This is a genomic window from Bacteroides mediterraneensis, assembly GCF_025993685.1.
Classification (GTDB): domain Bacteria; phylum Bacteroidota; class Bacteroidia; order Bacteroidales; family Bacteroidaceae; genus Phocaeicola; species Phocaeicola mediterraneensis_A.
Map to the genome: position 1 here is coordinate 4217609 of NZ_DAJPEN010000001.1, position 19278 is coordinate 4236886.

Sequence of the window (19278 nt, forward strand, 5' to 3'; positions counted from 1 at the left end):
ATGAGCAGGAAAGAGAAAACAGAAGGCCGGCCGCTGGTCTGGTCGTCGTTCACCCTGATAGTGACGTTCGTGTGCCTGTCGCTGGTGGGACTGGCGCTGGCGCCTCTGCTGCCGGTGAAGCTCTCGCCTTCGCGCGACATGCCGGGGCTGTCGGTGTCGTTCTCCATGCCTGGCAATTCGGCCCGGGTGGTGGAGACGGAGGTCACCAGCCGTCTGGAGGGCATGCTGGCCCGGGTGAACGGCATCCGTAGCATCAGTTCCACTTCCGACAACGGGGGCGGGCGCATCGACATGGAGCTGGACCGCCATGCGGATATCGGGGTGACCCGCTTTGAGGTGTCCACCCTTATCCGGCAGTTGTGGACGCAGCTTCCTGAAGGGGTGAGCTATCCGCTCATCTCCACGCAGCGGAGCGACGGGAACGCCTCGCGTCCTTTCATGACCTACACGCTGAACGCTCCCGCCACGCCCATCGTGATACAGAAGTATGGCGAGGAGCACATCAAGCCGCTGGTTGCGGCATTGGACGGGGTGTATAAGGTGGAGCTGAGCGGTGCCACGCCCATGGAGTGGCGCATCGTGTACGACAATGTGCAGCTGGAGCGCATCGGGGTGGGGGTACAGGATATCCTGACCGCCATTGAGGAAAGGTACGGCCGTGAGTTTCTGGGGATTTGTGAGCTGGAGACGGCCCGCGGGACGGAATGGATACGGCTGGTGCGTACCACCGAAGGCAGTCCGGAGGGGTTTGTCCCCTCGGAGATTGCGGTGAAGGCGGCCGACGGGAGCATGGTGCCGCTGGACCGGCTGGTCAGGGTGACGCGCACGGAGGAGGAGCCCACATCGTACTACCGCATCAACGGGCTGAACTCGGTGTATCTGTCCGTCACCGCCTCGGAAACGGCCAACCAGCTGGCCCTGGCGGAGAAGGTCAGGAAGGTGATAGCCGAAGCGGAGGCCGTGATGCCGGCCGGGTACGAAATCCATACGGGCTATGATGCCACGGAATACATCTCGAAGGAGCTGGACACGATTTATTTCCGTACGGGAATCACCGTGCTGATCCTGCTGCTGTTCGTGGCGGTGATTACGCGCAACCTGCGGTATCTCTTCCTGATAGTGGCCGGGCTGGCGGTGAACATTGCCGTGGCCGTCATCCTGTATTATGCGCTGGGGCTGGAAATCCAGCTTTATTCGCTGGCGGGCATCACCATCTCGCTGAACCTGGTGATAGACAACATCATCGTCATGACCGACCATATCCTGAGAAGGCGCAACCTGAAGGCGTTCATGTCGGTGCTGGCGGCCACGCTGACCACCATCGGGGCGCTGGTCATCATCTTCTTCCTCGACGAGAAGATACGCCTGAACCTGCAGGACTTTGCGGCGGTGGTGATTGTCAACCTGGGCATCTCGCTGCTGGTGGCCCTGTTCTTCGTGCCTCCGATGATAGAGAAAACCGGTCTGCAAAGGGGAAAGCCGGCGCATCCGCGGCTGTGGGTGAAGCGGGGGGCCGTGCATTTCACCCGCTTTTACCGGGGGATGGTCGTGCTGCTGAGCCGCTATCGGGCGGTCGCCTTCCTTCTGCTGGTGCTCGGTTTCGGACTTCCGGTATTCATGCTCCCGGAGAAGATAGAGGACGCGGAGCAGAAAGGAGCCTGGGCGGAGTGGTATAATAAGATTTTCGACAATACGGCCTGCCGGGAAGACATCAAGCCTGTAGTGGACAAGGTGCTGGGCGGTTCTCTCCGTCTTTTTGCCGAGAAGGTGTACGACGGCAGCTACTTCAACCGTGACGAGAGCGAGGTGGTGCTGTATATCAACGCCACCCTTCCCAACGGCAGTACGCTGGAGCAGATGAACGTGCTGATCAAGAAGATGGAGACCTACCTGAGCGGGTTCAAGGAGATACGCCAGTTCCAGACATCGGTGTACAATGCGCGCCGGGCGAGCATCCAGGTGTTCTTCAGGAAGGAGTACGGCCATACGGGCTTTCCCTACGTGCTGAAGTCGGACGTGGTGAGCAAGTCGCTGACCCTGGGCGGTGGAAGCTGGAGCGTGTACGGGCTGCAGGACCAGGGCTTCAGCAACGACGTGCGGGAGAGTGCCGGCAGCTTCCGCGTAAAGATGTACGGCTACAACTACGACGAGCTGGGCCGCTGGGCGGAGGAGATGAAGAAGCTGCTGCTTTCCCACCGCCGCATCAAGGAGGTGACCGTCAGCTCGGAGTTCTCGTGGTGGAAGGACGACTATACGGAGTTCTATCTGGAGTTTGACAAGCGCAGGATGGCGGAGGAGAACCTGACGGCCTACGACCTGTTTGCGGTGCTGCGTCCGGTATTCATGCGCGACCAGCTGGCGGGCAGCATCCTTTACGACAACGGCGTGGAGTATCTGCGGCTGTCGTCCGCCCAGAGCCGGGACTATGATGTATGGGCTTTCATGTCGGTGCCGTTCCTGGTGAAGGGCAAGCAGTACAAGCTCTCCGACCTGGCCGTGCTGGCGAAGGGGCAGGCCCCGAAACAGGTGGCCAAGGAGAACCAGCAGTACAGGCTCTGCCTGCAATATGAGTACATCGGGTCGTCGGAACAGGGCAAGAAACTGCTGGAGAAGGACATCGAGACCCTCCGGAAACGCCTTCCGATGGGGTATACCGTGGAGAGTGACAGTGCCTACTGGAGCTGGGGGAAGGAAGACCACAGCCAGTATTTCCTGCTGCTGATTGTCATTTCCATCATCTTCTTCATTTCGGCCATCCTCTTCAACTCGCTGAGCCAGCCGCTGGCCATCATCTTCGTGATTCCGGTGTCGTATATCGGGGTGTTCCTCACGTTCTATCTGTTCGGCCTGAACTTCGACCAGGGAGGTTTCGCTTCCTTCGTGCTGCTGTGCGGCATTACGGTGAACGCAAGCATCTACATCCTGAACGAGTATAATGCCATCCGCAGGAATTTTCCGGGACTGTCACCGCTGAGGGCCTATACCAAGGCCTGGAACGTGAAGGTCATTCCCATCTTCCTGACGGTGATGTCGACCATCCTCGGATTCGTGCCGTTCATGATAGGCGAGAAGACACCGTTCTGGTTCCCGCTGGCCGCCGGAACCATCGGCGGACTGGTGATGTCGGTGATCGGTATCTTTATCTATCTGCCGGTATTGAGCGTGTCGGGTACGATTCGGAAAAACATACGGAGAAAAAGGAAATAGTATCAAATATAAGTTTTATTATTTGTAAAAGAAAAAAACCGCTGAATAACTGTATTCAGCGGTTTTCATGATTTTTCATTGTTAAAAGTGGTGCCAACGGGAATCGAACCAGTGACACAAGGATTTTCAGTCCTTTGCTCTACCAACTGAGCTATGGCACCGTGGTTTTGCGTGTGCAAAGATAGGTCAAAAACTTGAATCTCCAAAATAATCGGGGCGAAAAAGAGAAAAAATAATTTTTTATGAAAAAAAACCGTTTTTCTTTTGCAGGTATTAAAATTATATCTACCTTTGCAACCGCAAACGACAAACAAACGTTGCAATCGGAATGTAGCGCAGTTGGTAGCGCACTACGTTCGGGACGTAGGGGTCGGGCGTTCGAGTCGCCTCATTCCGACGAAAAGCGGCAGATGATTTTTATCATTTGCCGCTTTTTCATACTACTCTCCCTGTATAAATAATTCGGTGATTATTTTGTGTGACATGAGATTATTTATATCTTTGCAAGTGATTGGATGAAAAAGGTGGAGGGGCGATTAAGCTCCTTTTTTTGTTCTTAATAGTTAATACATGATAGATAAAAACGTTGTAGCTCGGATTGTAGAGGAATGGCTGGCAGACAAAAGCTATTTCCTGGTCGACGTGAATGTGAGCCCCGATGACAAGATTGTAGTGGAAATCGACCACGCAGAGGGCGTGTGGATAGACGACTGTGTGGAATTGAGTCGTTACATCGAGTCAAAATTAAGTCGTGAAGAAGAAGATTACGAACTGGAGGTCGGTTCTGCGGGAATCGGTCAGCCGTTCAAGGTCCTGCAGCAGTATCTGGCCCATGTGGGATGCGAGGTCGAAGTGATGGACAAGTCCGGCAAGAAATGGACCGGCGTGCTGACGGATGCCAATGAAGAGAACTTTACCCTTACGGTAGAGGTGAAGGTAAAACCGGAAGGAGCCAAACGCCCGAAGCTGGTGGAACAGAATGTAACTTTTACGTATGATGAGATAAAATACACCAAATACTTAATTAGCTTTAAATAATTATGGCCAAAAAAGAAGAAACAGTCAGCTTGATTGACACATTCTCGGAATTTAAGGAGTTGAAGAATATTGACCGCACCACCATGGTGAGCGTGTTGGAAGAATCATTCCGCAGCGTGATTGCGAAGATGTTCGGTACAGATGAAAACTATGATGTGATTGTAAATCCGGATAAGGGGGACTTTGAAATCTGGCGTAACCGTGAAGTGGTGGCAGATGACGAACTGACGAATCCCAACCTGCAGATTACTCTGTCGGAAGCACGTAAGATTGATGCATCATACGAGGTGGGTGAGGAAGTGACCGATGAAGTGATTTTTGAGAAATTCGGCCGCCGCGCGATTCTGAATCTTCGCCAGACACTGGCTTCGAAGATTCTGGAACTGGAAAAAGACAGCTTGTACAACAAATATATTGATAAAGTGGGTACCGTCATCAGTGCGGAAGTTTATCAGATATGGAAGAAGGAAATCCTGTTGCTGGACGATGAAGGTAACGAACTGCTGTTGCCGAAGACAGAACAGATTCCGAGCGATTTTTATCGGAAGGGAGAAACAGCCCGTGCTGTGGTAGCCCGTGTGGACAACAAGAACAACAATCCGAAGATTATTTTGAGCCGTACTTCTCCGGTGTTCCTGCAGCGCTTGTTCGAACAGGAAGTACCTGAAATCAACGACGGGCTGATTACCATCAAGAAAATTGCCCGTATCCCGGGTGAACGTGCCAAGATTGCCGTAGAGTCATACGACGAACGGATTGATCCGGTAGGTGCTTGTGTAGGTGTGAAGGGTTCCCGTATTCATGGTATCGTCCGTGAACTGCGTAACGAAAATATCGATGTCATTAACTATACATCCAATACGCAGCTGTTTATCCAGCGTGCCTTGAGCCCGGCTAAAGTTTCTTCCATCGTTATGCACGAGGATGAAAAGAGAGCTGAAGTTTATCTGAAGCCGGAAGAAGTGTCTTTGGCCATTGGTAAAGGCGGATTGAACATCAAGTTGGCCAGCATGCTGACAGAATACACGATTGACGTATATCGTGAACTGGGCGAGGATGCAGGTACCGACGAGGATATCTACTTGGATGAGTTCAAGGATGAAATCGATGAGTGGGTTATCAATGCCATCAAGGGTATCGGCATCGATACAGCGAAGGGGGTATTGAATGCTCCGCGTGAGATGTTGATTGAAAAGGCAGACCTGGAAGAAAATACGGTGGACGATGTCCTGAGAATTTTAAAAGCAGAGTTTGAGGAATAACGCTTTGAAGCGGTAAACAGAGGAGAATGAATTTCATTCTCGTCTGCTTATTTATCTGTGACTGATATAATATTTCCCCTGAACTCTATTAAAATGTGATGAATTATGACTATAAGATTGAATAAAGTAACAAGAGATTTGAATGTCGGAATAACCACGGTGGTAGACTTTTTGCAGAAAAAAGGCTATACGGTCGAGGCTAATCCAAATACCAAAATTACCGAGGAACAGTATGCTGTGCTGGTGAAAGAGTTCAGCAAGGACAAAGATTTGAAAATAGAGTCGGAGAAAATTATTCAGGAGCGGCAAAATAAAGACCGAAACAAGGCTTCTGTTTCTATCGAAGATATCCACCCGGAACTGAAAAAAACGGAGGTGATAGAGACAGTGGTTCCGGATGATGTGCGCCCTAAATTCAAGCCTGTAGGAAAGATAGACTTGGATACCCTGAAGAGAAAAAAGAAACCGGCTGTGGTTGAGCCTGCTGAAGTTCCTGCCGCGCAGGAAGGGCCAGCTAAGCCAGAACCTGAAAATAAAGAACCTGAGGTAGAGAAAGTGGAAAAGGTGGAAACGGTGGAAGTTTCTACCCCCCAGCAACCTCAGCAAGTAGAAAAAGAAGAAACGAAACAGCCGGAGATAAAGGCAGAAGAATTGAAATCAGCGCCGATGGAAGAAGAAAAAAAACAACAATCCGTTCAGGAAAATAAAGAAGACGAAGTTTTTAAAATTCGCCCGACAGAATTTAAATCAAAGATTAATGTAGTAGGCCAAATCGATTTGGCTGCATTGAACCAGTCAACCCGCCCGAAGAAGAAATCGAAGGAGGAGAAGAAGAAAGAGAGAGAGGAAAAGGATAAGTTGCGCCAGGAACAGCGCAAGCAAATGAAAGATGCCATTATCAAGGAAATCCGGAAAAGTGATGATAAAACAGACAAGGGTGGCCTGAACGATGAGGCTTCGAAAAAGAAAAAACGTAACCGGATCAACAAGGAACGTGTAGACATCAACAATGCTTCGGCCAATGTAGGTGGTGCTCCACGCAATGAGAAGGGTGGCAAGTCGAACCAGAACCAGTCACAAGGCGGAAAGCATAACAAGGACCGTTTCAAGAAACCGGTGGTAAAACAGGAGGTCAGCGATGAGGATGTAGCTAAACAGGTGAAGGAAACGCTTGCCCGCCTGACCAACAAAGGAAAGAACAAGGCTGCCAAGTACCGTAAGGAAAAACGTGAGAATATCCAGAACCGCCAGCTGGAACAGGAAGAACTGGAACAGGAAGAAAGCAAGGTATTGAAGCTGACGGAATTCGTGACGGCCAACGAGCTGGCCAATATGATGGACGTACCTGTTACGCAAGTTATCTCTACTTGTATGAGCGTGGGTATCATGGTGTCTATCAACCAGCGTCTGGATGCGGAAACCATCAACCTGGTAGCCGAAGAATTTGGATTTAAGACAGAATATGTGAGCGCCGAAGTGGCACAGGCCGTAGAAGAAGAGGCCGATGCCGAAGAAGACTTGCAGCCGCGTGCACCGATTGTGACGGTGATGGGACATGTAGACCACGGTAAGACTTCTTTGCTGGACTACATCCGTAAGGCGAATGTAATTGCCGGTGAAGCCGGTGGTATTACCCAGCATATCGGTGCCTATAACGTGAAACTGGAAGACGGACGTCGTATCACTTTCTTGGATACGCCGGGACACGAAGCCTTTACGGCCATGCGTGCCCGTGGTGCGAAGGTGACCGACGTGGTAATCATTATCGTAGCTGCCGATGACAACGTGATGCCGCAGACCAAAGAGGCCATCAACCATGCCATGGCGGCAGGTGTGCCTATCGTGTTTGCCATCAATAAGATTGATAAGCCGAATGCCAATCCGGACCGAATCAAGGAAGAACTGGCTGCCATGAACTTCCTGGTGGAAGAATGGGGTGGAAAGTACCAGTCACAGGATATCTCGGCAAAGAAGGGTACGGGTGTACACGAATTGCTGGAAAAAGTGTTGCTGGAAGCCGAAATGCTGGATTTGAAAGCTAATCCGAACCGGAAGGCTACAGGTTCCATCATTGAATCTTCTTTGGACAAGGGACGTGGCTATGTGGCTACTGTGCTGGTTTCCAACGGGACCTTGCATGTAGGCGATATTGTGCTGGCCGGAACTTCATACGGTAAGGTAAAGGCGATGTTCAACGAACGTAACCAGCGCATGAAAGAAGCCGGTCCTTCTGAACCGGTGCTGATTCTGGGATTGAACGGTGCGCCGGCTGCGGGTGATACATTCCATGTGTTTGACACAGACCAGGAAGCCCGTGAGATTGCGAACAAGCGTGAACAGTTGCAGCGTGAACAGGGCTTACGTACCCAGAAGATGCTGACTCTTGACGAAGTGGGCCGCCGTCTGGCACTGGGTGATTTCCACGAGCTGAATGTCATTGTGAAAGGTGACGTGGACGGTTCTGTAGAAGCCTTGAGCGATTCGTTGATCAAACTGTCTACTGAACAGATTCAGGTGAATGTCATCCACAAAGGCGTGGGACAGATTTCCGAATCGGATGTGTCATTGGCTGCCGCTTCCAATGCCATTATCGTAGGCTTCCAGGTTCGTCCGTCAGGAAATGCCGCGAAACTGGCTGAACAGGAAGGTGTGGATATCCGCAAGTATTCTATTATTTACGATGCGATTGAAGAAGTGAAGTCGGCCATGGAAGGTATGTTGGCTCCGACCTTGAAAGAACAGGTGACTGCTACTATCGAAGTACGCGAAGTGTTCAATATCAGTAAGGTGGGTATGGTAGCTGGTGCGGTAGTAAAGACCGGTAAGGTGAAACGTAGCGACAAAGCCCGTTTGATTCGCGACGGTATCGTCATCTTTACGGGTTCAATCAATGCCCTGAAACGTTTCAAGGACGATGTGAAGGAAGTGGGTACCAACTTTGAATGCGGTATCAGCTTGACGAACTGCAATGACCTGAAGGTAGGTGACGTGATTGAAACATACGAAGAAGTGGAAGTAAAGCAGACATTGTAAAGACATAGCGTCTGACCATTGTTTGGGTGCAAATAAATACATTTGTCATTCAGAGCAAAGCGAAGAATCTTGTATTCACCCATCAGGTATGGGCACAAGTTCTTCGCTTTGTTTGTTGATTTATGCGTAGGGATGGAGACACTTGACTGGATAATAGTAGCGGTACTGGCAATGGGAGCTATTTCAGGTTTCATGAAGGGCTTCTTCAAACAGCTGGCTTCCATTGTGGGGCTGGTGGCCGGATTGCTGGTGGCACGTGCCTTGTTTGCCAGCTTGGGCGAACAGTTGGCAGTGAAGGTTGGAACGTCCGTGACTTTCGGGCAGATATTGGCCTTCCTGCTGATTGGGTTGGTGGTGCCGCTGGTGTTGTCTCTGTTTGCTTCGGCATTGACCAGGATAGTGGATTGGGCAAGGCTGGGTTTTGTCAACCGCTGGCTGGGAGCCGTACTTGGGGGGCTTAAATATGCCCTGATAGTCAGCCTGGTCATTCATTTTATCGATTTTGCAGACTCTAAAGATAACTTAATACATTCAACCACTAAAAGGAGTTCGTTGTTATATTATCCGATAAAGGATTTTTCGGGCTTCTTTTATCCGGTGATAGAAAACCTAAGAGAGAAATTTATAGAAACAGATAATAATCAGATTTGATATGCAATTAGAACCCAACAAATATGTGAAGGAACTGACGCAGGAGAAGTACAAATATGGCTTCACTACGGACGTACACACAGATATCATAGAGAAGGGACTGAATGAGGAGGTCGTGCGGCTGATTTCTTCCAAAAAGGGAGAGCCAGACTGGCTGCTGGAGTTCCGATTGAAGGCGTTCCGCTACTGGCAGACGCTGGAAATGCCTACATGGGCACATTTGAATATTCCGGAGATAGATTATCAGGCCATTTCATATTATGCAGACCCGACGAAGAAGAAAGACGGGCCCAAAAGCTTGGATGAAGTGGACCCGGAACTGTTGAAGACTTTCGACAAACTGGGTATTCCGTTGGAGGAACGGATGGCCCTGAGCGGTATGGCCGTGGATGCGGTCATGGACTCGGTGTCTGTAAAGACCACTTTTAAGGAAACGCTGATGGAAAAAGGCATTATTTTCTGCTCTATCAGTGAAGCGGTGCGTGAACACCCGGATTTGGTGAAGAAATATCTGGGCTCGGTGGTGGGCTATCGGGATAACTTTTTTGCCGCATTGAATTCGGCGGTGTTCAGTGACGGGTCGTTTGTGTACATCCCGAAAGGAGTACGTTGTCCGATGGAGCTGTCTACTTATTTCCGTATCAATGCAGCCAATACGGGGCAGTTTGAACGCACCCTGATTGTAGCCGACGACGACAGTTACGTGTCCTATCTGGAAGGCTGTACGGCGCCGATGCGTGACGAAAACCAGCTCCATGCCGCTATCGTGGAGATTGTGGTGCTCGACCGTGCGGAAGTGAAATATTCTACGGTGCAGAACTGGTATCCGGGAGATGCGGAAGGCAAGGGAGGTGTGTATAACTTTGTGACCAAGCGAGGCAACTGCAAAGGGGTAGACAGCAAACTTTCCTGGACGCAGGTGGAAACGGGTTCTGCCATTACGTGGAAATATCCGAGCTGTATCTTAAGCGGGGATAATTCTACGGCAGAGTTCTATTCCGTGGCCGTGACCAATAACTATCAGCAGGCCGATACGGGTACCAAGATGATTCACTTGGGCAAGAATACCCGTTCTACGATTGTGAGCAAGGGTATCAGTGCCGGAAAGAGCCAGAATTCTTACCGGGGACTGGTGCGTGTGTCGGAAAAGGCGGACAACGCCAGAAACTACAGTCAGTGTGATTCTTTGCTGCTGGGTAGTCAGTGCGGGGCACATACTTTCCCTTATATGGATATTCACAATGAGACGGCAGTAGTGGAACATGAGGCAACTACTTCGAAGATTTCGGAAGACCAGATTTTCTATTGCAACCAGCGAGGAATCTCTACCGAGGATGCCGTGGGGCTGATTGTGAACGGCTATGCAAAGGAAGTGCTCAATAAATTGCCGATGGAGTTTGCTGTAGAGGCGCAGAAATTGCTGTCTGTATCGTTGGAAGGCAGTGTGGGATAAATATAAAATTAAAGTATTATGTTAGAGATAAAGAATTTACATGCCAGCATCAATGGCAAAGAGATATTGAAAGGAATTAACCTGACCGTGAAGTCGGGAGAAGTTCATGCGATTATGGGACCGAACGGTTCAGGAAAGAGTACGTTGAGCAATGTTCTGGTGGGACATCCGGCTTACGAAGTTACAAAAGGTTCGGTGACTTTCGACGGCAAGGATTTGCTGGCCTTGACTCCGGCCGACCGCAGCCACGAAGGATTGTTCCTGTCGTTCCAGTATCCGGTGGAGATTCCGGGTGTCAGCATGGTGAACTTCATGCGTGCGGCAGTCAATGAGCAGCGAAAGTACAAGGGACTTCCGGCACTGACTGCCAGCGAGTTCCTGAAACTGATGCGTCAGAAAAGAGAAATTGTAGAACTGGACAGCAAGCTGGCCAACCGTTCCGTGAATGAAGGTTTCTCAGGTGGAGAGAAGAAGCGGAATGAGATTTTCCAGATGGCCATGCTGGAGCCGAAGCTGAGCATTCTGGATGAAACGGACTCCGGATTGGACATCGACGCTCTGCGCATTGTGGCTGAAGGAGTGAACAAGTTGAAAACTCCGGAAACCAGCTGCATCGTGATTACGCACTATCAGCGTCTGCTCGACTACATCAAGCCGGATATCGTGCATGTGCTTTACAAAGGCCGTATCGTGAAAACGGCAGGTCCTGAACTGGCACTGGAACTGGAAGAAAAAGGTTACGATTGGATTAAGAAAGAACTGGGAGAATAAGCATGAAAGCAGAACAGCAATACATAGACCTTTTCACGCAATGCGAGGCGATGATTTGTCGGCAGAGTGCGGAGGTGCTGAATGCGCCTCGTGCCAAAGCTTTTGCCGACTTTGAACAGCTGGGCTTTCCCACTCGTAAGCAGGAAAAGTATAAATACACGGAGGTAGGCAAGTATTTTGCTCCGAATTATGGACTGAACCTGAACCGGCTGGAGATTCCGGTCAATCCGTATGAAGTGTTCAAGTGTGATGTGCCCAACATGAGTACGTCGCTCTATTTCGTGGTGAACGATGCGTTTGACAAACATGTGCATCCTTCTGCCCAGTTGCCGGAGGGGGTGTACTTCGGTAGTCTGAAAGACATGGCCGAGCAGCATCCGGAACTGGTGAAAAAGTATTACGGAAAGCTGGCCGACACGTCGAAAGATGCGCTGGCTGCCTTCAATACCATGTTTGCTCAGGACGGCGTGTGTATGTATGTGCCGAAAAACGTAGTAGTGGAACGTCCGATACAGCTGGTGAACATCCTGCGTGCGGACGTGGACTTTATGGTGAACCGTCGGGTGCTGATTATTCTGGAAGAAGGTGCACAGGCCAAGCTGTTGGTATGTGACCATGCCATGGACAATGTGAACTTCCTTTCTACTCAAGTGGTGGAAGTCTTTGCCGGAGAAAATTCGGTGTTCGACCTGTATGAGCTGGAAGAAACCCATAACAGTACGGTGCGCTTCAGCAACCTGTATGTACATCAGGAGGCCGGAAGCAATGTGCTGTTGAACGGAATGACCCTGCACAACGGAACCACCCGCAATACGACGGAAGTTACGCTGGCCGGAAAAGGAGCGGAAATCAACTTGTGCGGAATGGCCATTGCCGACGCGAATGAGCAGGTGGATAACAATACTTTCATCGACCACAAGGTGTCCGACTGTACCAGCAATGAGCTGTTTAAATATGTGCTTGATGACCAGGCTGTAGGTGCATTTGCCGGAAAAGTGCTGGTTCGTGAAGGTGCGCAGCATACTTCTTCCCAGCAGACCAACCGGAACCTGTGTGCTACCCGTGAAGCACGGATGTATACTCAGCCACAGTTGGAGATTTATGCCGACGATGTGAAATGTTCGCATGGAGCTACAGTGGGCCAGCTGGATGAGAATGCCCTGTTCTATATGCAGCAGCGAGGCATCAGTCTGAAAGAAGCCCGCCTGTTGCTGATGTTTGCGTTTGTGAACGAGGTGATTGACCATATCCGTATGGATGCGTTGAAAGACCGCCTGCATCTGTTGGTAGAGAAACGCTTCCGTGGTGAACTGAACAAATGTCAGGGATGTGCCATCTGTAAATAAAGGGACAGACGAATATAATTATATTTAAGCGAGAATTTATGCAGTACGATGTCAACAAGATAAGGGAAGATTTCCCCATCCTTTCACGGACCGTGTATGGAAAGCCGCTGATTTATCTGGATAACGGAGCCACTACCCAGAAACCTCGTTGTGTGGTGGAATCCATTACAGACGAATATTATTCGGTGAATGCCAACGTGCATCGTGGGGTACATTTCCTTTCCCAGCAGGCCACGAACCTGCATGAGGCTTCGCGCGAGACCGTGCGTAAGTTCATCCATGCGCGCAGCACCTCGGAGATTGTCTTTACGCGTGGAACGACCGAGAGCATCAATCTGGTGGCTTCTTCCTTTGTGGACAGCCAGATGAAAGAAGGCGACGAGGTGATTGTTTCAGTCATGGAGCATCACAGCAATATTGTTTCATGGCAGCTTCAGGCAGTCCGGAAGGGGATTGTGCTGAAAGTAATTCCGATGAACGACCGCGGTGAACTGTTGCTGGATGAGTACAAGAAACTTTTCTCGGAAAAGACGAAGCTGGTTTCCGTGGCGCACGTGTCGAATGTGCTGGGTACCATCAATCCGGTGAAGGAAATCATTGACTTTGCCCATTCACAGGGGGTTCCTGTACTGGTGGACGGTGCACAGAGTATTCCTCACATGACAGTGGACGTGCAGGCACTGGATGTCGATTTTTATGTGTTCAGCGGACATAAGGTGTATGGCCCTACGGGAATCGGTGTACTTTATGGAAAGGAAGCCTGGCTGGAGAAACTGCCTCCTTATCAGGGAGGAGGGGAGATGATCAAGAATGTGTCGTTTGAAAAGACGACCTTTAATGAGCTTCCGTTCAAGTTTGAGGCAGGTACACCAGACTATATTGGTTCTACGGCATTGGCAAAAGCGTTGGATTACGTGTCGGCCATCGGCATGGACCATATTGCAGCCTATGAGCACGAACTGACCCAGTATGCAATGAAACGCTTGAAGGAAATCCCGGGCATGCGGATTTTTGGAGAAGCGGAGCAGAAAGGTGGTGTCATTTCATTCCTGGTGGGTGACATCCATCATTTTGATATGGGTACGCTGCTCGACCGTTTGGGGATTGCCGTACGTACCGGACATCACTGTGCGGAACCGTTGATGCATAGATTAGGCATTGAAGGTACCGTACGTGCTTCTTTCGGCTTGTATAATACTAAAGAAGAAGTAGATGCCCTGGTGGCAGGCATTCAGCGTGTGAGCCAGATGTTTGCTTGAGTGAAGAAGTCTTGAATGAAAAAATAAAATCTCCCGGCTGGTTTTCTTAGAAAGGAAAATCGGTCGGGAGATTTTTTTATGTGGGGCTGTCAGCGGACAGCCATCGTGGCTTTTGCCAGCCATTCTTTTTGTTCCTGAGACAGGAACGGAGAGAGTGATGTGTACACTTGCTGGTGATAGCTGTTCAACCATTCCTTTTCTTCCGGACTGAGTAATTCCGGTAAGAGCGGCTTGAGGTCAATCGGACACAGAGTGAGCGGTTCGAATTTGTAGAACTCTCCAAATTCAGTAGTCTGGTCTTTGACTATCAGCATGGTGTTTTCTGTACGTACCCCGTAGCGTCCGGCTTTGTACACGCCCGGTTCGTTGGTCACCGTCATCCCCGGCAGGAGCAGGGCCGGCATGTGGTTCATGCGGAACTGATGAGGCCCTTCGTGTACGTTGAGGAAATGCCCTACTCCATGACCCGTTCCGTGTCCGTAGTTCATACCTGCCTTCCAAATGAACTGACGAGCCAGCACATCCAGTTGCGTGCCGCAAGTGCCATACGGGAAGTGTGCCATGGAAAGCTGGATGAATCCTTTCAAAATCAAGGTATAGTCTTTTTTCTGGTCTTCGGTGACGGGGCCTAGGGAGATGGTGCGGGTGATGTCGGTGGTACCGTCCAAGTATTGCGCTCCGCTGTCGAGCAACAAGAATCCTTCCGGCTGCAGCGTGGCGGCTGTTTCCTCTGTCGCTTCATAATGTACGATGGCTCCGTGTGCCTGATAGCCGGCAATCGTATCGAAGCTGATGCCCTTGAAATCCTTTTGAGCCGCGCGGAAAGCATACAGTTTCCGATCGATAGTGATTTCAGTTTCTTTTCCGCTCTTTACCGCTTCTTCCAGCCAGCAAAGGAAATTCACCATGGCTACACCGTCGCGGAGCATGGCCTGATGGAAACCGGCAATTTCAGTCTCGTTCTTGATGGCCTTCATATATAAAACCGGAGAATCGTGGAGCAGGACTTTGCTGTGGAGGCTGGCTGCCTGATATAGTGCATAATTGGTAGAACCAGACAGTTGCAGATTTTCTTCCTTATATTCTTCCAAGTCTTGGGCCACCTGGGAATATCCTTTGGCCTGTATCTGGTTTTCAGTCAGATAGCTGCGGGTCTCTGCTGTCAGCTTGTCGGGATGAATATAGAGGGTAGCAGCATCAGCTGTAATCAACAGGTAGCCGACGAAGACCGGGTTGCAATGTACGTCCGTGCCTCTCATGTTCAAGACCCAGGCAATTTCATCCAAGGCTGAAATCAACAGACCTTTTGCCCCTTCCTCTTGGAGAACCTTTCTTATCCGGCCGATTTTCTGCTTGCACGGTTCGCCGCTGTATTCCAGAGGAAGAATAAAAGGAGGGTCGAGGGGCAGGGAAGGACGGTCTTTCCATAGCGTATGGAACGGGTCGTCCACGGTTACCAGTTCCAACCCGTATGATTGAAGAGCCTTTTTCAGCTGCATGGCTTCGGAAATACTGTTGACCCATCCGTCAATACCGACCTTGTCGCCTGTTTTCAATACACTTCCCAGCCATTCGGCAATGGAGGGTGTTTCCGGCAGTCGGTCTTTGAATAAGGTAAGACCGCTTCCTTGAAGTTGGTCGGCCGCTTGCAGAAAATAACGGGAATCAGTCCATAATCCACCGTCGGAGAGGGTGATGACTGCAGTACCGGCGGAACCAGTGAAGCCGGATATCCATTTCCGGCTTTCCCAATGTGCCGGCACATATTCGCCCGAATGAGGGTCAGTACTGGGAACGATAAAGGCGGAAATTCCTTCCGCAGCCATTTGCTGGCGTAAGGATTTAATTCTTTCAGCTATAAGATTCATGGTGTAAATGAATTAAATAAAAAGTATAAACCTATCAGGCAAAAATAATAAATCTGTCAGAAAGGGACGCTTCAGTGTATTCTTAATCTTCGATTTTTGAATAAAATATACTGGAAAGTTTTGTAAATAAAGAAAGTATGTGTAATTTTGCGCCGCAAATTGACTACGGAATAATTTAATAACAACATACTTAATTTTAAAAACATGATTGTAGTACCAGTAAAAGAAGGCGAAAACATTGAAAAAGCGCTGAAGAAATTCAAAAGAAAATTTGAAAAAACAGGTGTTGTAAAAGAACTGAGAAGCAGACAGCAGTATGACAAACCGTCTGTTTTGAAGAGACTTAAAATGGAACGTGCGATTTACGTTCAGAAAATGCATCAGAACGAAGATTAATAATTTCACGAAACATTTGAATTATTGAATTCTTTTTCATAAATTCGTTGCTGAGAATAAAAGCGATGTCTCTATGTGGAAAGATTCTTTTCTGAAGTATCTTCTTTTCGAAAGGAACTATTCGGAGAAAACGATTATAAGTTACGGAACAGATCTGGACGAATTTGAAGCATATTTCAAAGGGGTGGATGAGGAACTTGATTTCACAAAAGTGGATGCAGATTTAATCCGTGGATGGGTATTCTCGTTGATGGAAGAAAGTTGTGCAGAAACAACGGTGAACAGGAAGCTGAGTTCGCTCCGGTCATTTTATCGCTATCTGTTGCGCCAAAAGGCGGTAGCGGTGGACCCGGCTGCGAAAGTGGTAGGTCCGAAGAAGAAGAAGCCATTGCCGGTTTTCTTGAGGGATGAAGATATGGATTCGTTACTTGAAGAAGATGGCTTTGCACAAACCTTTGAAGGAATTCGTGACAGGACGATGCTGGAGGTGTTTTATTCAACAGGAATCCGTCGGGCGGAATTGATTGCTTTAAAGGATGCGGATGTGGACTTTTCTTCCTCTGTGATAAAGGTGACGGGGAAAAGAAACAAACAGCGTCTGATTCCTTTTGGGATTAGGCTGAAAGAGGTGCTGGAGTCTTATCTGGCAGAAAGAAATCGTTTTTATGCAGGGGGGTGTGAGGCATTTTTCATCCGAAAACAAGGAGAACCATTGTCTCCGTCGTCTGTAAACTATATTGTGAAGCGATACCTGTCGAGGGTGGTGACACTGAAGAAGAAAAGCCCGCATGTGCTGCGGCATACCTTCGCAACTACGATGCTGAATCATCATGCAGAGCTGGAAGCTGTGAAGGAGTTGTTGGGGCATGAAAGCTTGACTACAACGGAGGTGTATACGCATACCACTTTTGAGGAGTTAAAACAAGTTTATGAACAAGCTCATCCTAGAGCGTAAAGAAAAGGAGGTTTTTATGGAAGTAAGAATTCAATCCATTCATTTCGATGCATCTGAAAGATTAGAGGCTTTTATTCAGAAGAAGGCCGAGAAGCTCGAGAAGTTTTGTGACAATATAAAGAAAGTAGAGGTGTCTTTGAAAGTAGTGAAACCTGAAACGGCGATGAATAAAGAGGCCGGTGTGCGTATTTTGGCGCTTAATTCAGAGTTTTACGCAGAAAAAGTAAGTGATACATTCGAAGAATCAATAGACGTGTGCATGGATGCACTGTCTAAGCAACTGATGAAAGCCAAAGAAAAACTTCAAGGGAAATAAAAAAGTTGCGTAAAAGTTTTGTGATTAAAAAATAATAGCTAACTTTGCAGCCGCTAAGTCGTGGAAAATAAAGCGGCTGCAAAGCTTTTTAAACCTCGCCTCTTTAGCTCAGTTGGCCAGAGCACGTGATTTGTAATCTCGGGGTCGTTGGTTCGAATCCGACAAGAGGCTCGAAGAAAAAGAGGTGGTGTTAACCATCTAACTTGAGAGTGGGGCAAATACCAGAGTGGCCAAATGGGGCAGACTGTAAATCTGCTGGCTTACGCCTTCGGTGGTTCGAATCCATCTTTGCCCACTTGATTTGCGGAAGTAGCTCAGTTGATAGAGCATTAGCCTTCCAAGCTGAGGGTCGCGGGTTTGAGTCCCGTCTTCCGCTCTCTTTTCTTCTTTTGCTGTTATAGCTCAGCGGTAGAGCACTTCCTTGGTAAGGAAGAGGTCCCGGGTTCAAGTCCCGGTAACAGCTCGTGAAATTGTAAAGCTGATTATTAATCAAAATAAATAAGTAAAGCTATGGCTAAAGAGAAATTTGAACGCACCAAACCGCATGTGAACATTGGTACGATTGGTCACGTTGACCACGGTAAAACAACTTTGACTGCTGCTATTACTAAAGTATTGGCAGAAAGAGGTTTCACTAAAGCTGACGAAATCAAGTCTTTCGATCAGATTGATAACGCTCCGGAAGAAAAGGAACGTGGTATTACCATCAATACTTCTCACGTAGAGTATGAAACTGCAAATCGTCACTATGCTCACGTTGACTGTCCGGGACACGCCGACTATGTAAAGAACATGGTTACTGGTGCTGCTCAGATGGATGGTGCGATCATCGTAGTTGCTGCAACTGATGGTCCGATGCCTCAGACTCGTGAACACATCTTGTTGGCTCGTCAGGTAAACGTACCGCGCTTGGTTGTATTCTTGAACAAGTGTGATATGGTTGATGATGAAGAAATGTTGGAATTGGTTGAAATGGAAATGCGCGAATTGCTGTCATTCTATGATTTCGACGGTGACAATACTCCTATCATCCGCGGTTCTGCACTGGGTGCATTGAACGGTGTAAAAGAATGGGAAGATAAGATTATCGAACTGATGGACGCAGTTGATAACTGGATTCCTCTGCCTCCGCGTGATGTTGATAAACCTTTCTTGATGCCGGTTGAAGACGTATTCTCAATCACAGGTCGTGGTACTGTAGCAACAGGACGTATCGAAGCTGGTCGCGTAAAAGTTGGTGACGAAGTTGAAATCTTGGGTCTTGGTGAAGATAAGAAATCAGTTGTAACTGGTGTTGAAATGTTCCGTAAGATTTTGGACGAAGGTGAAGCTGGTGATAACGTAGGTTTGCTGCTTCGTGGTATCGATAAGAACGAAATCAAACGTGGTATGATTCTGTGTCACCCGGGTCAGGTTAAAGCTCACTCTAAATTCAAAGCTGAGGTTTATATCCTGAAGAAAGAAGAAGGTGGTCGTCACACTCCGTTCCACAACAAATATCGTCCTCAGTTCTATCTGCGTACTATGGACTGTACAGGTGAAATCTCTTTGCCGGAAGGTACAGATATGGTAATGCCGGGTGATAACGTAACAATCACTGTAGAATTGATTTACCCGGTTGCATTGAACGTAGGTCTGCGCTTCGCTATCCGTGAAGGTGGTCGTACAGTAGGTGCTGGTCAGATTACTGAACTTCTCGACTAATACAATCTCTGAATAAATA

14 protein-coding genes and 6 tRNA genes are annotated in these 19278 nt (G+C 48.9%); 18 read left to right on the forward strand and 2 right to left on the reverse strand.

Features of this window, described 5'->3' with window-relative positions; translation table 11 throughout:
- Positions 1-3207 carry an efflux RND transporter permease subunit gene (locus tag OIM59_RS17860; protein ID WP_303897995.1) on the forward strand — a complete coding sequence of 1069 codons (3207 nt, stop codon included), beginning with the start codon at positions 1-3 and terminating at the stop codon, positions 3205-3207.
- Positions 3208-3295: 88 nt separating this feature from the next.
- Here the strand turns inward: OIM59_RS17860 and OIM59_RS17865 are convergent.
- Positions 3296-3368: transfer RNA gene (locus tag OIM59_RS17865), tRNA-Phe, on the reverse strand.
- A gap of 163 nt (positions 3369-3531) precedes the next feature.
- Here OIM59_RS17865 and OIM59_RS17870 point away from each other — a divergent pair.
- The 9 genes from OIM59_RS17870 (at position 3532) to OIM59_RS17910 (ending at position 14020) form a co-directional block, all read left to right on the forward strand.
- Positions 3532-3604: transfer RNA gene (locus OIM59_RS17870), tRNA-Pro, on the forward strand.
- Positions 3605-3777: 173 nt separating this feature from the next.
- Complete coding sequence (rimP, locus tag OIM59_RS17875; protein ID WP_072541471.1) at positions 3778-4245, forward strand: ribosome assembly cofactor RimP; 468 nt, start codon at positions 3778-3780, stop codon at positions 4243-4245.
- A 2-nt stretch (positions 4246-4247) separates the two neighbouring features.
- Positions 4248-5507: a transcription termination factor NusA gene (nusA, locus tag OIM59_RS17880; protein WP_177866334.1), complete on the forward strand. Its 1260-nt coding sequence runs from the start codon at positions 4248-4250 to the stop codon at positions 5505-5507.
- A gap of 105 nt (positions 5508-5612) precedes the next feature.
- Positions 5613-8540 carry a translation initiation factor IF-2 gene (gene infB / locus OIM59_RS17885; RefSeq protein WP_303897999.1) on the forward strand — a complete coding sequence of 976 codons (2928 nt, stop codon included), beginning with the start codon at positions 5613-5615 and terminating at the stop codon, positions 8538-8540.
- Between the two features lie 132 nt (positions 8541-8672).
- Positions 8673-9191 carry a CvpA family protein gene (locus OIM59_RS17890; protein ID WP_299172388.1) on the forward strand — a complete coding sequence of 173 codons (519 nt, stop codon included), beginning with the start codon at positions 8673-8675 and terminating at the stop codon, positions 9189-9191.
- A 1-nt stretch (position 9192) separates the two neighbouring features.
- Positions 9193-10644, forward strand: a complete 1452-nt coding sequence (sufB, locus tag OIM59_RS17895; protein WP_299172391.1) for a Fe-S cluster assembly protein SufB — start codon at positions 9193-9195, stop codon at positions 10642-10644.
- Positions 10645-10662: 18 nt separating this feature from the next.
- On the forward strand, positions 10663-11415 hold the full coding sequence (gene sufC, locus OIM59_RS17900; RefSeq protein ID WP_303898002.1) for a Fe-S cluster assembly ATPase SufC: 753 nt from the start codon (positions 10663-10665) through the stop codon (positions 11413-11415).
- Between the two features lie 2 nt (positions 11416-11417).
- On the forward strand, positions 11418-12761 hold the full coding sequence (sufD, locus tag OIM59_RS17905) for a Fe-S cluster assembly protein SufD (RefSeq protein ID WP_299172394.1): 1344 nt from the start codon (positions 11418-11420) through the stop codon (positions 12759-12761).
- A gap of 38 nt (positions 12762-12799) precedes the next feature.
- On the forward strand, positions 12800-14020 hold the full coding sequence (locus tag OIM59_RS17910; RefSeq protein ID WP_299172397.1) for an aminotransferase class V-fold PLP-dependent enzyme: 1221 nt from the start codon (positions 12800-12802) through the stop codon (positions 14018-14020).
- An 89-nt stretch (positions 14021-14109) separates the two neighbouring features.
- Here the strand turns inward: OIM59_RS17910 and OIM59_RS17915 are convergent, their stop codons facing one another.
- Entirely contained in the window at positions 14110-15888 is a 1779-nt protein-coding gene (locus OIM59_RS17915; protein ID WP_303898005.1) for an aminopeptidase P family protein, read from the reverse strand.
- A 204-nt stretch (positions 15889-16092) separates the two neighbouring features.
- On the opposite strand from OIM59_RS17915, the gene rpsU reads away from it, so the two are divergent.
- The 8 genes from rpsU to tuf all read left to right on the forward strand — a co-directional run bounded on the left by rpsU (position 16093) and on the right by tuf (position 19259).
- Positions 16093-16284 carry a 30S ribosomal protein S21 gene (rpsU, locus tag OIM59_RS17920; RefSeq protein WP_022353311.1) on the forward strand — a complete coding sequence of 64 codons (192 nt, stop codon included), beginning with the start codon at positions 16093-16095 and terminating at the stop codon, positions 16282-16284.
- Positions 16285-16357: 73 nt separating this feature from the next.
- Positions 16358-17239, forward strand: a complete 882-nt coding sequence (locus OIM59_RS17925) for a tyrosine-type recombinase/integrase (protein ID WP_299172405.1) — start codon at positions 16358-16360, stop codon at positions 17237-17239.
- Between the two features lie 16 nt (positions 17240-17255).
- Positions 17256-17555 carry a ribosome hibernation-promoting factor, HPF/YfiA family gene (gene raiA / locus OIM59_RS17930; protein ID WP_177866342.1) on the forward strand — a complete coding sequence of 100 codons (300 nt, stop codon included), beginning with the start codon at positions 17256-17258 and terminating at the stop codon, positions 17553-17555.
- 97 nt (positions 17556-17652) lie between these two features.
- A tRNA-Thr gene (locus OIM59_RS17935) sits at positions 17653-17726 on the forward strand.
- A gap of 41 nt (positions 17727-17767) precedes the next feature.
- Positions 17768-17850 (forward strand) — tRNA-Tyr (locus OIM59_RS17940).
- Positions 17851-17858: 8 nt separating this feature from the next.
- Positions 17859-17931, forward strand: a tRNA-Gly gene (locus OIM59_RS17945).
- Positions 17932-17946: 15 nt separating this feature from the next.
- Positions 17947-18018, forward strand: a tRNA-Thr gene (locus OIM59_RS17950).
- 47 nt (positions 18019-18065) lie between these two features.
- On the forward strand, positions 18066-19259 hold the full coding sequence (gene tuf / locus OIM59_RS17955; protein ID WP_299169891.1) for an elongation factor Tu: 1194 nt from the start codon (positions 18066-18068) through the stop codon (positions 19257-19259).
- Positions 19260-19278: the final 19 nt, after the last annotated feature.

Bases quoted from the DNA above. Each gene is read 5' to 3' on its own strand.
- infB (WP_303897999.1), top strand. From the start codon at position 5,613: ATGACTATAAGATTGAATAAAGTAACAAGAGATTTGAATGTCGGAATA.
- sufB (WP_299172391.1), top strand. From the start codon at position 9,193: ATGCAATTAGAACCCAACAAATATGTGAAGGAACTGACGCAGGAGAAG.
- nusA (WP_177866334.1), top strand. From the start codon at position 4,248: ATGGCCAAAAAAGAAGAAACAGTCAGCTTGATTGACACATTCTCGGAA.
- rimP (WP_072541471.1), top strand. From the start codon at position 3,778: ATGATAGATAAAAACGTTGTAGCTCGGATTGTAGAGGAATGGCTGGCA.
- OIM59_RS17860 (WP_303897995.1), top strand. From the start codon at position 1: ATGAGCAGGAAAGAGAAAACAGAAGGCCGGCCGCTGGTCTGGTCGTCG.
- OIM59_RS17925 (WP_299172405.1), top strand. From the start codon at position 16,358: ATGTGGAAAGATTCTTTTCTGAAGTATCTTCTTTTCGAAAGGAACTAT.
- OIM59_RS17915 (WP_303898005.1), bottom strand. From the start codon at position 15,888: ATGAATCTTATAGCTGAAAGAATTAAATCCTTACGCCAGCAAATGGCT.
- OIM59_RS17910 (WP_299172397.1), top strand. From the start codon at position 12,800: ATGCAGTACGATGTCAACAAGATAAGGGAAGATTTCCCCATCCTTTCA.
- OIM59_RS17890 (WP_299172388.1), top strand. From the start codon at position 8,673: ATGGAGACACTTGACTGGATAATAGTAGCGGTACTGGCAATGGGAGCT.
- tuf (WP_299169891.1), top strand. From the start codon at position 18,066: ATGGCTAAAGAGAAATTTGAACGCACCAAACCGCATGTGAACATTGGT.
- sufC (WP_303898002.1), top strand. From the start codon at position 10,663: ATGTTAGAGATAAAGAATTTACATGCCAGCATCAATGGCAAAGAGATA.
- raiA (WP_177866342.1), top strand. From the start codon at position 17,256: ATGGAAGTAAGAATTCAATCCATTCATTTCGATGCATCTGAAAGATTA.
- sufD (WP_299172394.1), top strand. From the start codon at position 11,418: ATGAAAGCAGAACAGCAATACATAGACCTTTTCACGCAATGCGAGGCG.
- rpsU (WP_022353311.1), top strand. From the start codon at position 16,093: ATGATTGTAGTACCAGTAAAAGAAGGCGAAAACATTGAAAAAGCGCTG.